Source organism: Sphingopyxis sp. BE235 (assembly GCF_031457175.1).
Lineage (GTDB): Bacteria > Pseudomonadota > Alphaproteobacteria > Sphingomonadales > Sphingomonadaceae > Sphingopyxis.
Genome location: NZ_JAVDWC010000001.1, coordinates 743,817 through 758,372, shown reverse-complemented (window position 1 = coordinate 758,372; position 14,556 = coordinate 743,817). Strand labels below are relative to the sequence as shown.

Below are 14,556 nucleotides of genomic sequence, written 5' to 3'. Positions count from 1 at the left end.
GGGTGTCTCGACTTCGCTCGACACGAACGGGATTGAATGTTTAGTCTCTCGTTTCCGCCCTGAAGGCCCCGCCATGCATTTCCTCGACCAAGCCAAGATTTTCATCAAGTCCGGCGACGGCGGCCCCGGCGCCGTCAGTTTCCGGCGCGAAAAATATGTCGAATATGGCGGCCCCGACGGCGGCAATGGCGGCAAGGGCGGCGACGTGATTTTCGAAGCGGTCGCGGGCCTCAACACGCTGATCGATTTTCGCTATACCCAGCATTTCAAGGCGAAGCGCGGCACCCCCGGTTCGGGACGCGACCGTACCGGGGCGGGCGGCCCCGACCTCGTCATCCAGGTTCCGATCGGCACGCAGATTCTCGACGATGATGAGGATCGCAGCCTGCTCGCCGACCTCACCAAGGAAGGCGAACAGCTCGTCTTCCTGCGCGGCGGCGATGGCGGGCGCGGTAACGCGTCGTACAAGACATCGACCAATCGCGCCCCGCGCCAGCATGGGCCGGGGTGGCCGGGCGAGGAAATGTGGGTGTGGCTGCGGCTGAAACTGCTCGCCGACGCCGGCCTTGTCGGCCTGCCCAATGCGGGCAAGTCGACCTTCATCAACGGCGTGTCCAATGCGCAGGCGAAGGTCGGCGCCTATGCCTTCACGACGCTGCGCCCGCAGCTCGGTGTGGTGAGCCACAAGGGCAATGAATTCGTCGTGGCCGACATCCCCGGGCTGATCGAGGGCGCCGCCGAAGGCGCCGGAGTCGGCGACCGCTTCCTCGGCCATATCGAACGCTGCCGCGTGCTCCTCCACCTCGTCGACGCGAACGACGAGGATGTCGCCACCAGCTACCGCATCGTGCGCGACGAACTCGAAGCCTATGGCGCCGACCTCAATGACAAGCCGGTGATCGTCGCACTGAACAAGATCGACACGCTCGACGACGAACTGATCGCCGCGCTGTCAGCCGAACTCGCCGAAGAAAGCGGGCATCCGGTGATGGCGCTCTCGGGTGCGAGCGGCGCCGGCGTGCCCGAGGTGCTCGACAAGCTGCTGGAGGCGATCGGCCACCCCGAACCCGGCGAGGACGAAAGCGACGAAGCCCCGGGCTGGTCGCCGGTCTAGGAACGAAACACTACCGCTGGGAATTTCATGCGGAACAACAAGGATTTCGCATGACCGATCGCAACAAGTTTCCCGCCCTGTTCCTTACCGCGCTCACGCTGGCGTCCGTCCCGGCAAATGCGCAGGAAGGCAATGAAGGCGGAGAAAAGCGCACGCGCATCATCCTCGGGCCGCAGTTGTCGCCGTCATGGCCGGGCGCGGACAAGTTCAGCGTCGGTCCCTACGTCGATGTCTCGCGCACCCGCGATAGCGAGTTCACATTCGAGGCGCCTGACGAGAGCTTCGGCTCGCCGCTGATCCGTTCGGGCAATTTCGCCTTTGGTCCGGCTTTCGGCTTCATCGGCAAACGCAAGGCGTCCGATATCGGCGCCGACCTGCCCAAGGTCGGTTTGTCGGTCGAGGCCGGCGCGTTCGGGCAGGTTCATCTGACCCCCGAACTCCGCCTTCGCCTTGAGGGGCGCAAGGGGCTGAGCGGCCACAAGGGCTGGACCGGCGAAGTCAGCGCCGATTATGTCGCGCGGCAGGGCGACGACTGGCTCTTCTCAATCGGCCCGCGCGTGACGCTGGGCGATGCCAAATATACGCGCGCCTATTTCGGCGTGACGCCAGCCGCCGCGGCGACATCGGGCCTTCCCGCCTATGATCCGGGCGGCGGCGTCCAGTCGGTCGGCGTCGCCGCGGGCTATCACCGCATGCTCGGCAAGCGCTGGGGCATCGCGGTTTATGGCCGTTACGACCGTCTCGTCGGCGATGCGGCCGATTCGCCGGTGACGCGCGAGCTTGGATCGCGGAGCCAGCCGTCGGCGGGTGTCGCGCTCAGCTACACTTTCGGCGGGGACCAGTGACGCAACACAGGCGCCCATCCTGATTGGGCTGCGTCAGACACCCTCGGTTACGACAAGCAAGATGCGGGACTCGCGATCGAACTTTAGCCGCACCCGTGCCCCCGTATCGCGCGAAACATGGAGAAGGCCGGCCAGACCCGTGGCGCCCGACGGGGTGGTCCGGGGACCGCCCGCAAGATCGAGCAATTCTACCGCTTCCTCGATCACGCCTTCGTCGACCAGCAGCGGTTCGGCGCCGTATCGAAGCAGCGAGGCCACCGCGGGGGCCGATGCGAGTCCGCAGGACAGCATTTCGGCCGAAGTTTCGAGCGATCCGGGCACGAGGATCGGTGAACCATTTCGCAGGGCCCGTTCGACACACGGCGCCGATTGCGGCTCGACCGTGACCAATTGGCAAAGCCCCCCTTCATACGGGCAGAGTCCTTCCGCCATCGCGGCTGCCAGCCCGCCGACGCCCGCCTGGATAAAGGCGTGGGTGGGATAAGCGGATCCATCGGCGCGAAGTTGGGTGCGAATTTCCAGTGCGATCCGTCCATATCCCTCCATGACCTTGGTAGCGACCGGGTCGTCCATATCGTCGGTCGTGTCGGCGATGAGCAGGGTTCGCACACCGTCGCTTGCTGCGGCAGCAGCCGCGACCGCCTGGTCATAGGTTCCTTCGACACGAATGATGGTGGCCCCCATCGCCTCGATCCGTGCCGCACGGGCTCCGCCCACCGCGGCGGGAAGATAGATGCGAGCCGGCGCGCCGACGCGGCGCGCGACGGCGGCGACCGCCAGACCGTGATTGCCGTCGCTCGCACACACCAGCGTGGGAAGCGGCATGGGCAGGCGGGCCAGAAAGGTCGGGACATCATCGTGCCCCGTCACGGTTGCGAGCGCCCATAGCGCGGCATGCGCGCCGCCCAGTGATTTGAAATTGCCGAGTGGCCGTTCGCTTTCCAGCTTCGCCCATATTTTTGCGACGCCGCATCGCTCCGCGAGCAACGGCAGATCGACAAGCGACGTGGGCCGATCGGACATCAGATCGTCGGGATGGCGGGATATCTGTTCCATGCCGCGATTTTATCATCGCTCTGGAACGGCCGGCCGTGTTTCGCGACTGTCCCGCGCGGAATTTGGGCAATGCTGCCGCGCGCCAAGCGGATTTTCCGCAATCGATTCAATCTTCGGCGATCGGTATCATCAACCCTCTTTTGACCACGCCGAGCGCGACGTTGGTGGTGAAGCGTCGGACATTGGCATTTTCGCTTACCAGTCGCGTCATCAGGGCATCATATTCCTCCGTGCTCGGCGCGGTGACGATCAGGATGAAATCGGCCTCGCCCGTCACATAAAAGGCCTGTTGAACATGGTCTTCCGCCGTGAGCCAGCGGCGGAGCTGCGCGAGCAGCTCGGGGCGTTCGCGCTCGACTTGAAGCGCGACCACAAAAAGGGTCGGGTTGCCGACAAAGCGGGGGTCGAGGATGGCGGTTTCGCGGACAATGGCGCCAAGATCGCGAAGCCGCCGCAACCGGCGCTGGATCGCCGACGGCGACAGGGCAATCGTCTCCGCGAGCTTTTCGGACGTCGCGCTCGCGTCCGATTGCATCGCAGCCAGCAATTGGCGGTCAAAACGATCGAGGTCGGTCGTGGCCATATTCAGCATGATAGGCGCAATTTTCGCCGATTGCCCGCCAATTGACGTCCATCAACGCGGAAAATCGTCGAACACTCGCACTAAACTGCGCTTTCCCAACCCTCATCCGGAAAGAATCCATGCTCGACCATCTCGAAATCCGTACACGCCGCATGGACGATTGTGTCGCCTTCTATCGCACCGTCCTCGGCCCGCTTGGCTATGAACTCGCCATCGACGGCCCGGCCAAGGGATTTGGTCACGAAGGCCGGCTCGATTTCTGGATCGCCGATGGCGATCCCTCGATCGATGTTCATTATGCATTTGGCGCGCCAACGCGCGCGCTGGTGCAGGATGCCTACTTGCGGGCCAGCGGGAGCGCCGGCCAACAGGATCGCGCCCCGGCGCTCGCGCCGCATATCCACCCCAATTATTATGCGGGCTACGCGCGCGATCCCGATGGACGACTGGTCGAATTCGTCTGTCACTCCGCCGAAGGCTGAGCGGCGCAGCAACCTCCCTATCGCTGGCTGATACCAAGCTAGGCATTGGCGTTACGCCCGCCGCGCGCTATCGGCGGCGCCATGAGCCTGTTTCCGCCCGCATCCTGCCCCCGCCTCATCGTCAAGATCGGATCGGCCTTGCTCGTCGATCCGTCGGGCGCGGTAAGGCGTGACTGGCTTGTCGGCATCGCGGCCGACATTGCCGAACGGACGCGGGCGGGCCAGCAGGTTGCCGTCGTCTCATCGGGCGCGATCGCGCTTGGCGCGCGGCGGCTCGGGCTCGCCAAGGGCGGGCGCGGGACGCTCGAGGATGCGCAGGCCGCCGCTGCGACGGGGCAGATCGCACTCTCGCAGGTGTGGGCCGAAGTGCTGGGCGCCGAAGGGCTGACCGCGGCGCAGATGCTCGTCACGCTCGACGATCTCGAACATCGCCGCCGCTACCTCAACGCCGCGGCGACGCTCGACCGGCTGCTCAGCCTTGGCGTCGTGCCGATCATCAACGAGAATGACAGCGTCGCCACCGAGGAAATCCGCTTCGGCGACAACGACCGCCTCGCCGCGCGCGTGGCCCAAGCTGCAGCGGCGGGCGGGGTGATCCTGTTGTCCGACATCGACGGGCTGTACGACCGCAACCCCGCGCAGGACGGTGCCGTCCATATCGCGCGCATCGAACGCATCGACGCGAGCATCGAGGCGATGGCCGACACGGGTTCGGCGTCGGGCATGGGATCGGGCGGCATGGTGTCTAAGATCGCCGCGGCGCGCATCGCCAACGCTGCGGGGGCGCACCTTGCGATCGCGTCGGGGCGCATCGACCGGCCGCTGTCGACCGAAGCACGCCACAGCCTGTTCGTCGCCGACAAGGGCGCGAGCGCGCGCAAGGCCTGGCTGGCGGGCGGCTTGACCGCGAAGGGCCGGATCGAGATCGACGCGGGTGCCGCGAAGGCGTTGCACGGCGGCGCTAGCCTGCTTGCCGCCGGCGTGACCGCGGTCAGCGGCAGTTTCGCGCGCGGCGACATCCTCGACATCGCCGGCCCCGACGGGCGCGTCATCGCGCGCGGCCTGTCCGAATATCCGGGTGCCGACGCCGCGAACATCGTCGGCCTCGGCCGCGACGCGCAAGAGGCGACGCTCGGTTATGCACCGCGCAGCGCGATGGTCCACCGCGACCATATGGTGCTGCTGTGAGCGCCCCTCCCCGTTCCGGGGAGAATCAGGACAGGCGCGTGCTCGCGATGACCGGCGCGACCGGCTTCGTGGGCGGCGCGACGATGCGCGATGCGGTCGCGGCGGGCTGGCACGTCCGCGCCCTCACCCGCCGCCCGCAGCCCGCGCGCGACGGCGTGACGTGGATCATGGGCGCGCTCGATGACAAGGACAGCCTTGCCGAGATGGCGAAGGGCAGCGACGTCGTCATGCATATCGCGGGGGTAGTCAACGTGCCTACCCGCGCGGCGTTCGAGGCGGGTAACGCGACCGCGACGGCGAATGTCGTCGATGCCGCACGCGGTGCCGGGGTGACGCGCTTCATCCATGTGTCCTCGCTCGCGGCGCGCGAACCCGGCATCTCCAACTATGGCTGGTCGAAAGAGCGCGCCGAGGCGGTGGTGATGGCAAGCGGTCTCGACTGGACGATCGTGCGTCCGCCCGCGGTGTTCGGCCCCGGTGACACCGAAATGCTCGACCTGTTCCGCATGGCGCGGCGCGGCATCGCGCTGGTGCCGAGCGGACGCATGTCGGCAATTTATGTCGATGAGCTTGCGCGGCTGCTCGTCACGCTCGCCGCCAACCGGGGCGCCAGCATCGGGCAGATTTACGAGCCCGACGACGGCAAGCCCACCGGCTGGTCGCATCGCGGCTTTGCCCGCGCGGTCGCGCGTGCCGTCGGGCGGCAGCGGCTGTCGACGGTCGCGACCCCCGCCTTGTTGCTCAGGGCCGGCGGACGGCTCGACAAGCTGGTGCGCCGCAGCCGCGCCAAGCTGACCCCCGACCGCGCGCGCTATATCGCGCATCCCGACTGGGTCGCGACCGAAGGCGCGTGTCCGCCCGCTGCGCTGTGGCGCCCCGAGCGCGACACCGACGATGCTCTGGCCGAGACTGTGCGCTGGTATCGCCGCGAAGGCTGGCTCTGACGTCACCGGTGCGGCGTCGGTGTTCGCCCGTCGAAGCGTGCATTGCCAAGGGCGAGCCGCATCCCTAGGTTTGCGGACATGACCGACACCACTGCGAACACGCCCAACGATCCCGCCGGCCCCTGGGCCATCCCCGTCCGCCGCCCGCTGCCCGGCGACGACAAGCCGAAGTCGACGACCAGCTTTCCGCGCAAGGTCTGGCACCTGCTCGTCGGGATCAAGGACGCGCTCGCGCTGATTTTCCTGCTGCTGTTCTTTGTTGCTTTGTTCGGCCTGCTTTCGGGACGTCCCAACGCCGGCCTGCCCGTCAGCCAGGGCGCGCTGCTGATCGAACTCGACGGCATCGTCAGCGAACAGCCCTCGGAAGTCGATCCGCTCGCGGCCTTGTCGGGCGGCGCGCAGCTCAAGGAAATCCGCGTCCGCGACGTCGTCCACGCGCTGGAGGTTGCCGCCGACGACAAGCGCGTGACTTCGGTCGTGCTCGACCTCGACCGCTTCCTCGGCGGCGGACAGGTCTCGCTCGCCGAAATCGGCGCCGCGGTCGACAAGGTGCGCGCGAAGAAAAAGCCGGTGCTCGCCTTTGCCACCGCCTACACCACCGACAGCTATCAGGTCGCGGCGCACGCCAGCGAAATCTGGGCCGACGGCGTCGGGGGCGTCGCGATCGCCGGCCCGGGCGGGTCGCGCCTCTATTACAAGGGGTTGATGGATCGCCTCGGTGTCACCGCGCATATCTACCGCGTCGGCACCTTCAAAAGCGCGGTCGAGCCCTTCCTGCGCACCGACCAGTCGCCCGAAGCGAAGGAAGCCGACCTCGCCTATGCCAGCGTGCTGTGGGACAACTGGCTGACCGACGTCAAAAAGGCGCGCCCGGCGGCGAAGCTCGACGCCTTCATCGCCGACACCGCGGGTGCGGTGCGCGCGGCGGGCAATGATTTGTCGAAGGCTTCGGTCGATGCGGGCCTTGTCGACAAGGTCGGCAGCCGCATGGCGTTCAACCGCCGCGTCGCCGAGATCAGCGGCGCCGCCGACGACAGCAAGCCGTGGGAATATAACGCCATCCCGCTCGAAAACTGGGTCGCGGCCAATCCGCCCTCGACCAGCGGCAGCACGATCGCGGTCGTCCCCGTCGTCGGCGAAATCGTCGATGGCGAGGCGCCGAGCGGCGTGGCGGGCGGCGAAACCGTTGCAAAGCATATCCTCGACGCCGCGACCGACAGCAGCGTCAAGGCGATCGTCCTGCGTGTCGATTCGCCCGGCGGGTCGGTGCTGGCGTCGGAAGAAATCCGGCAGGCGCTGCTCGCCGCGAAGGCGAAGAAGCTGCCGATCGTCGTCTCGATGGCGAATGTCGCGGCGTCGGGCGGCTATTGGGTTGCAACCCCCGCCGACCGCATCTTTGCCGAGCCCGAGACGATCACCGGATCGATCGGCGTGTTCGGCATATTGCCGAGTTTCGACCAGGCGCTCGCCAAGATCGGGGTCAACGCCGACGGCATCGCAACGACCCCGCTGTCGGGCCAGCCCGACGTGTTCGGCGGGGTGAACGACGAGTTCAACGCGCTGGCGCAGGCGAGTGTCGAGGACATCTATGGCCGCTTCACCGGTCTCGTCGCCAAGAGCCGCAAGCAGCCGATCGAGAAAATCCGCACGATCGCCGAAGGGCGCGTGTGGGCGGGCGGCACCGCGCGCCAGATCGGCCTGATCGACCAGTTCGGCGGCCTGCCCGACGCGCTGAAAGCCGCGGCGAAGCTTGCGAAGGTCGACGGCGAATTCCACGCCAAATATTTCGAGGACGAGCCGAGCGAATTCTCGAAGATGCTCGCCAGTTGGTCCGGTGCCGAAGAAGAAACCGCGGCATTGCCGCGCGGCTGGTTCGGCATCGCCGCGATGAATCGCCAGCTCACCGAACGGCGGCTGGTGCAGGATCTGACGATGCTGACGCAGGCGGGGTCGGTGCAGGCGTCGTGCCTCGACTGCCGCGCGTACCTTCCCGTCGTCCCGCGGCCGGGTCAGGCCGAGGCGAAGGGGTTCTTAGGGGCGCTGGCGCTGTTGCTGAAATAATAACCCCCTCCCGCAAGCGGGAGGGGAGAACTACGCCGCGACGGCGACTTGTTTTGCGTGTTCCGAAATCGCATCGGCCATCGTTTCGACCAGCCCGAGCGGCAGGTCGTGGCCCATGCCGGGGATCGTCAGCAGCCGCGCCCCCGCGATATTCTCCGCGGTGTCGCGCCCGCCGGGGAGCGGCACGAGCGGATCGTCCTCGCCATGGATGACGAGCGTCGGCGCCTTGATATTCTTGAGCAATCCCCGCCGGTCGCCATCGGCGACAATCGCCGCCATTTGCCGCGCGACGCCCTGCGGATACCAGCCGCGCTCGAAGTCGGCGCGCACGCGGCGCTGCAGCCGCTCCTCGGTCGCGGGATAGCCGGGGCTGCCGATCACGCGCGCGGCGTTGACCGAGTAGGCGATCAGCGCCTCCTTGTCGCCGTTCATCGGGCGGTTGGCGAGCACCTGCATCGCTTCCTTCTGCGCGCGCGGCAGGCGGCGGTTGCCCGTGGTCGACATCACCGACGTCAGCGACAGCACGCGATCCGGATAGCGCGCCGCGATATGCTGCGAAATCATGCCGCCCATCGACACGCCGACGACATGGGCGCGCTTAATCCCCAAATGGTCGAGCAGCCCAATGCCGTCCGCGGCCATGTCGGCCAGCGTGTAGGCGGGCCGGATCGGCAGCCCGATCACCGATTTGACGATCATCCATTTGACGTTCGGCACCCCCGCCGCCTCGAAACGCGTCGACAGTCCGACGTCGCGATTATCGTAGCGGATCGTGCGGAAACCGCGGGTGTTCAGCGCGTCGACGAACTCGTCGGGCCACAAGGTCAGTTGTCCGCCCAGCCCCATCACCAGCAATATGACGGGCGCATCGCGCGGCCCCTTGTCTTCATAGGTGATGCTGATGCCGTTAACGGTCGCCTGTTCGGTCTGCATGAAAATCCCTTGGCTGGAAGTCGGATCAACCCGCCGTGGCGGGTTTGTAATTTGCGGCGTCGGACGTGAATTCGGCGCGGCCATAGCCGTCGAGTTGACGCTCGATCCGGCGCACGAGGCGGCGGTCGGCGAGGTGGCGGAGCACCGGCAGGCGCGAGGCGGCACGATAGGCGGCCATGCGCCCCGCAATGCCGAGCATCGTCGCGCCATAGATCAGGTGATCGCGGCGCTTCACCGGCACGCCGACATTCGCCGCGCGCGCCTCGTCACCGGCGAGGAAGGCTTTCACGAAAAAGACGCGGCTGACCGAATATTCGAGGCGGCGCTTCACCAGCCCCTTCGGCGACCTGTCCTTCGACAGCTCGGCATCCATCGTCGCGCGCAGCAGCCCGCCGCAGACCTGATCGTCATATTCGTAGCGCAAGGTCGCGCTGCGCGTGCGCCAGATGCGGACGATCTCCTGCGGCGTGTCGGCGAGCAGATCCTCGGGCAGCCCGAGCAGATAGCAGCGATAACGCGCGAGCTCGACGCGGCCGCGTTCGAGCCGGGTGAAGGTCGTGCGGCCCTTCGCGAGCACCTCCTGCGACAGAAAATAGACCGGGATCAGCCCCGCAGGCATCTGGTCAAGCTGCGGGATCGGCATGCCATAGGTTTCGGTGTCCCACATGCCCGGCCGCGACAGCACGTTGACGCGCACCATCGAGTGCATCAGCCGTACCATCGCCGCCGCCTTGAACCCCGGCCCGAAGCGATCGAGCGCACCGGGCAATGCGGTCGTGGCAAAGAAGGTCGCGGTTTCCTTCACCCGCCGCGCCGCGGTCGCCTGACCGAGCGTGCCGGTCAGCGCCATCGGCAGCGCCGAATATTTGTTGAGGAAGGTCGCGATGAATGCGCCGCGGATCAGAAAGGGCGAGAGGTTCGCGGTCGCATTGCGTTCATAGGCGGCGCCTTCTTCGACCAATGTCATGTCGAGCCAATCGGGCTTCTGCTCCATCTCGCGGATCAGCGCGGCGAGTTCGGGCGGCGCATCGGGAACCGCGTCGATGCCCTTGTCGCACGCCTCGACCAGCATCGCGACGGTGCGCTGGAAGCCGTAGCGCGGCATCAGCGCGGCATAAGCGTCGCCCGTCCGGTCGCCGAGCATCGTATATTCGCGAATGCGGCCGAGCAGCTCGGGATCGTCCAGATAGGCCGCGCGGTCGATGCTGCGGACGCGGCTGAGCTCGCTGACGGCGTCGGCCTCGGGCGCCCAGCGTTCGGGCGCCTTGTCGAAATCGAAACGGCCGAACAGCTCGGGCAAGGCGTCCGCCTGGCCCCGCACCCGGCGGGCGATGGTGCTGACATCACTGTTCATAAGCCGAAACTGACAGAGTTTCGCGATTTGGCAAGCCTAACCGATTTTGGCCTATCCGCCTTTGGGATCGCGATAGGCCGGAAGCGCGAGCGACCAGCGGATCGCCGCGCCGCGCAGGATGAAGCCCGCGACCGCGCCCGCGACTGCCGCGACCGCCGTCCCCGTCCCCAGCCATTGCAGCAGGAGGAACAGGCCCGACGCCAGCGCCGCCGCGGTCACATAGACTTCGGGCCGCATGATAATCGATGGCACGCCGGCCAGGATATCGCGGATCGTGCCGCCGACGCAGCCGGTGATCACCCCCATCATCAGCGCCGGAACGGGCGGGACGCCCCACGCCAGCGCCTTCGCGGTGCCGAACACCGCATAGGCGGCCAGCCCCACCGCGTCGGCCCATTCGAGCAATTGCCCTTGCCACCAGCGTTCGGGGGTGAGCCAGACGACCATCGCAATCGCAATGCACACCGCCGCGATCGCGCCATCCTGCACCCAGAACACCGGCGCACCGATCAGCAGGTCGCGCACGCTGCCGCCGCCGACGCCGGTCACCAGTGCGAAGAAGGCGGCAGTCACCAGCGTCTGGCGCAGCCGCACCGCCATGAGCGCGCCCGACAGCGCGAAGACGCCGATGCCGACGAGGTCGAGCAGGCGGACGAGCGTTTGTGTATCCATCGCGCGCCGGGCTATCATCGCGCGCGATATGGCACAATGGAGAGGAGGCAGTCATGGAAGGCAGATGCACGTGCGGCGCGGTTCGTTACCGGCTGACCGCGGCACCGATGATCGTCCATTGCTGTCATTGCCGCTGGTGCCAGCGCGAGACCGGCAGCGCCTTTGTGATCAACGCCGTGATCGAGAGCGAGCGCGTCGAGGCCGAAGGGATACTCGATTATGTAATGACCCCGTCGGAAAGCGGCCGGGGGCAAGAAATCATCCGCTGTCCGACCTGCCGGATCGCACTCTGGAGCCATTATCCCAACTCGGGCCGCCGCTCCTCCTTCGTCCGCGTCGGTACGCTCGACGACCCCGACCGATGTCCGCCCGATGTGCATATTTTCACGCGAAGCAAACAGCCGTGGGTCGTTCTTCCCGACGACGCAAAGGTCTTTCCGGATTTCTATCCGTCACCCGAGCACGTGTGGAGCGCCGACGCACAGCGCCGGTGGCAGGCGATGATGGCTCGCTGAAAGCCCTATTTCGCGTCGGGGCGCACACCGCCGATGACCGACAGCACGATCGCCGCCACCGCGTTCCGGATCACCGGTTCGGCTTTCGGCGCGAAGAAGGGCGAATGGTTCGTCGGCACCGGCTGCCCCTTCGCCTTCAGGTCGGCAAGCACCGCAGGGTCATAGCCGCCGATCGCGAAATAGAGCGACGGGATGCCCGCGTCGACGAACTCCGAATAATCCTCGCTCGCCGACACCGGCGCGGCGCTCGCCGGCGCGAAGAACAGGCGTTCGCCGAACACCGGCTTCAGCGTTGCAAATCCGTTCGCCGCCATCGACTCATTGTTCACCAGGCTCGCGGTGCCGGTCAGATAGGTGATCGTCGGTTCGGGCGCGTTGCCCATCATCGCCGCCGCCTTCGCCGAGCGCTCGGCGCCCGAACGGAGGAGCTGGCGCACCTCGGGGGTCAGCGAGCGGATGTTGACCTTCACCTCGGCGCTGTCGGGGATGATGTTGGGCGCGCTGCCCGCGTTGATCGCACCGATCGTCAGCACCCCGAAGGCACCCGGATCCTTCTCGCGGCTGATCACCGTCTGCACATCGGTAACGAAGCGCGCCGCGATCGGGATCGGGTCGAGCGCCATCGATGGCATCGAACCATGCCCGCCACGGCCGTGGAAGGTGATCGAATAGCTGTCGGAGGCGGAGAAGGCGGTGCCCGCCTTGATCGCGACCGTGCCGGTGGGGCCGTTCAGAACATGTGCGGCGAAGCCATAATCGGGCTTGGGAAAGCGCGTCAGCAGCCCGTCGTCGAGCATCGCCTTCGCGCCCTTCAAAATCTCTTCGGCGGGCTGGCCGATCAGCACCACCGTGCCCGACCAGCTATCGCGCATTGCGGCGAGCGCCTGCGCGACGCCGACCAGATAGGCGACATGCGTGTCGTGCCCGCACGCGTGCATCACGGGCACATCCTTGCCCTCATAGGTCGCGCGCGCCTTGCTCGACCAGGCGAGCCCCGTCTTTTCCTCCATCGGCAGCGCGTCCATGTCGGCGCGGATGAGGATGGTGGGGCCTTCGCCATTCTTCAGCACGCCGACGACGCCGGTGCCGCCGACCTTCTCGGTCACGGTGAAACCCGCCTTGCGCAGATGCTGCGCGAGGATGCCCGCGGTGCGGACCTCTTGCAGCCCGAGTTCGGGATTCTGATGCAGATCCTTGTAGAGCGCATCGAGCGCCGGGTAATTTTTGTCGAGCAGCGCGGTCAGCCGCGCATTGGCGGCATTGAGGTCGGGCGCCGCCTCGGCCCCGGTCGCGGTGAGGGAGAGAGCCAGCGAAGCCCCTGCCCAGAGCCAATGCTTCGCCATAATTCTCTCCCCCATTATATTTTGTCAGATGTGGATCGGCTTGCCCGTCACCGCCATCGCGGCTTCCTTGATCGCCTCGCTATGCGTCGGATGCGCGTGGCACGTGTAGGCGATATCTTCGGACGTCGCGCCGAATTCCATCGCCTGCGCGGCCTGTGCGATCATCGTGCCCGCGACGCTCGCGATGCACCACACGCCGAGCACGCGGTCGCTCTTCGCGTCAGCGATCACCTTCACGAAGCCGTCGGGCTCGTGGTTGGTCTTGGCACGGCTGTTCGCCATCATCGGGAACTTGCCGACCTTGACCTCACCCTTTTCCTTCGCCTGCTCTTCGGTCAGGCCGACGCCGGCGATTTCGGGCCAGGTGTAGACGACCGACGGGATGACGTCGTGGTTCACGATGCCGGTCAGTCCGGCGATATTCTCGGCGCAGGCGATGCCTTCGTCCTCGGCCTTGTGCGCAAGCATCGGGCCGGGAATGACGTCGCCGATCGCCCAGATGCCGGGGACCAGCGTCGAAAAATCATGGTCGGTTTCGATCTGGCCGCGCTGGTTGACCGCAAGACCCGCCTTGTCGAGTCCGAGGCCGTCGGTGTTCGGACGGCGCCCGATCGACACGAGCACGACGTCGGCTTCGAGCGTTTCGGCGTCGCCGCCGGCCGCGGGCTCGAGCGTCAGCACCGCCTTCTTGCCCTTCACCTCGGCCTTGGTGACCTTGGTCTTGAGCTTGAATTCCATGCCCTGCTTCTTGAGAATCTTGTTCGCGTCCTTGCGGACGTCGCCGTCCATTCCAGGCAGGATCTGGTCGAGGAATTCGACGACGGTGACCTTGGCGCCGAGGCGGCGCCACACGCTGCCGAGTTCAAGCCCGATCACGCCGCCGCCGATCACGACCATGTGACCCGGAACCTTCGCGAGTTCGAGCGCGCCGGTCGAATCGACGATGATCTGCTTGTCGTTATCGACGTCGACGCCCGGAAGCGGGGTCACCGACGAGCCGGTGGCGATGATGATGTTCTTCGCGCGGTACGTCTTGCCCGCAACTTCGACGCTGTCCTTCGACGTGAACTGGGCATAGCCCTTCAGCCAGTCGATCTTGTTCTTCTTGAACAGGAATTCGATGCCGCCGGTCAGGCCCTTGACCGCATCCTTGCGTTGACCGTGCATCACGGGGAGGTCGAGCTCGGGCTTCACTTTGATGCCCATCGCCGCCATCGCGCCGCCGGCCGCCGCTTCGAAATATTCCGACGCGTGGAGCATCGCCTTCGACGGGATGCAGCCGACGTTGAGGCAGGTGCCGCCCAGCGTCTCGCGCCCTTCGGCGCACGCGGTCTTCAGGCCCAGCTGCGCCGCGCGGATCGCCGCGACATAACCGCCGGGGCCCGAACCGATGACAAGGACGTCGTAGTCGTAATCAGCCATGTTCAATCTACCTCAATTTTCTGCCTGGCACCGTCAACGAGCGA

The 14,556-nt window shown here is 66.5% G+C and carries 14 protein-coding genes; 7 read left to right on the top strand and 7 right to left on the bottom strand.

The window, feature by feature from the left end; translation table 11 throughout:
* Window positions 1–73 precede the first annotated feature (73 nt).
* Both obgE and J2X38_RS03660 read left to right on the top strand, forming a co-directional pair.
* Window positions 74–1,114, top strand: coding sequence for a GTPase ObgE (gene obgE / locus J2X38_RS03665; protein WP_310251442.1), 1,041 nt, complete (start codon window positions 74–76; stop codon window positions 1,112–1,114).
* A gap of 50 nt (window positions 1,115–1,164) precedes the next feature.
* A complete protein-coding gene (locus tag J2X38_RS03660) occupies window positions 1,165–1,959 on the top strand; it encodes a MipA/OmpV family protein (protein ID WP_310251440.1) in 795 nt (264 codons plus the stop codon).
* A 33-nt stretch (window positions 1,960–1,992) separates the two neighbouring features.
* Here J2X38_RS03660 and J2X38_RS03655 read toward each other — a convergent pair whose 3' ends face one another.
* Both J2X38_RS03655 and J2X38_RS03650 read right to left on the bottom strand, forming a co-directional pair.
* Complete coding sequence (locus tag J2X38_RS03655) at window positions 1,993–3,015, bottom strand: pyridoxal-phosphate dependent enzyme (RefSeq protein WP_310251438.1); 1,023 nt, start codon at window positions 3,013–3,015, stop codon at window positions 1,993–1,995.
* A gap of 106 nt (window positions 3,016–3,121) precedes the next feature.
* Complete coding sequence (locus J2X38_RS03650) at window positions 3,122–3,607, bottom strand: Lrp/AsnC family transcriptional regulator (RefSeq protein ID WP_310251436.1); 486 nt, start codon at window positions 3,605–3,607, stop codon at window positions 3,122–3,124.
* 110 nt (window positions 3,608–3,717) lie between these two features.
* Here J2X38_RS03650 and J2X38_RS03645 point away from each other — a divergent pair, with 110 nt between their 5' ends.
* The 4 genes from J2X38_RS03645 to sppA all read left to right on the top strand — a co-directional run bounded on the left by J2X38_RS03645 (window position 3,718) and on the right by sppA (window position 8,273).
* The gene (locus tag J2X38_RS03645; protein ID WP_310251434.1) at window positions 3,718–4,080 is read left to right on the top strand and encodes a VOC family protein; all 363 of its coding nucleotides are present in this window, start codon (window positions 3,718–3,720) and stop codon (window positions 4,078–4,080) included.
* 81 nt (window positions 4,081–4,161) lie between these two features.
* Window positions 4,162–5,268, top strand: a complete 1,107-nt coding sequence (gene proB / locus J2X38_RS03640; protein WP_310251432.1) for a glutamate 5-kinase — start codon at window positions 4,162–4,164, stop codon at window positions 5,266–5,268.
* 47 nt (window positions 5,269–5,315) lie between these two features.
* Window positions 5,316–6,212: an NAD(P)H-binding protein gene (locus J2X38_RS03635; RefSeq protein WP_310252679.1), complete on the top strand. Its 897-nt coding sequence runs from the start codon at window positions 5,316–5,318 to the stop codon at window positions 6,210–6,212.
* Between the two features lie 78 nt (window positions 6,213–6,290).
* Window positions 6,291–8,273, top strand: a complete 1,983-nt coding sequence (gene sppA / locus J2X38_RS03630; protein ID WP_310251430.1) for a signal peptide peptidase SppA — start codon at window positions 6,291–6,293, stop codon at window positions 8,271–8,273.
* A gap of 30 nt (window positions 8,274–8,303) precedes the next feature.
* Here sppA and J2X38_RS03625 read toward each other — a convergent pair whose 3' ends face one another.
* From J2X38_RS03625 to J2X38_RS03615, 3 genes are all read right to left on the bottom strand, one after another.
* Window positions 8,304–9,206 carry an alpha/beta fold hydrolase gene (locus tag J2X38_RS03625; protein WP_310251428.1) on the bottom strand — a complete coding sequence of 301 codons (903 nt, stop codon included), beginning with the start codon at window positions 9,204–9,206 and terminating at the stop codon, window positions 8,304–8,306.
* A gap of 25 nt (window positions 9,207–9,231) precedes the next feature.
* Window positions 9,232–10,506 (bottom strand): oxygenase MpaB family protein, encoded by a 1,275-nt coding sequence (locus J2X38_RS03620; RefSeq protein ID WP_310251426.1) that lies wholly within the window; start codon window positions 10,504–10,506, stop codon window positions 9,232–9,234.
* 105 nt (window positions 10,507–10,611) lie between these two features.
* The gene (locus tag J2X38_RS03615; RefSeq protein WP_058536915.1) at window positions 10,612–11,232 is read right to left on the bottom strand and encodes a trimeric intracellular cation channel family protein; all 621 of its coding nucleotides are present in this window, start codon (window positions 11,230–11,232) and stop codon (window positions 10,612–10,614) included.
* Between the two features lie 53 nt (window positions 11,233–11,285).
* On the opposite strand from J2X38_RS03615, the gene J2X38_RS03610 reads away from it, so the two are divergent.
* On the top strand, window positions 11,286–11,747 hold the full coding sequence (locus J2X38_RS03610; protein WP_310251422.1) for a GFA family protein: 462 nt from the start codon (window positions 11,286–11,288) through the stop codon (window positions 11,745–11,747).
* Between the two features lie 5 nt (window positions 11,748–11,752).
* Here the strand turns inward: J2X38_RS03610 and J2X38_RS03605 are convergent, their stop codons facing one another.
* Together J2X38_RS03605 and lpdA are read right to left on the bottom strand one after the other, a co-directional pair.
* On the bottom strand, window positions 11,753–13,090 hold the full coding sequence (locus J2X38_RS03605) for an amidohydrolase (RefSeq protein WP_310251420.1): 1,338 nt from the start codon (window positions 13,088–13,090) through the stop codon (window positions 11,753–11,755).
* A gap of 24 nt (window positions 13,091–13,114) precedes the next feature.
* On the bottom strand, window positions 13,115–14,512 hold the full coding sequence (lpdA, locus tag J2X38_RS03600; protein WP_310251418.1) for a dihydrolipoyl dehydrogenase: 1,398 nt from the start codon (window positions 14,510–14,512) through the stop codon (window positions 13,115–13,117).
* Window positions 14,513–14,556 lie beyond the last annotated feature (44 nt).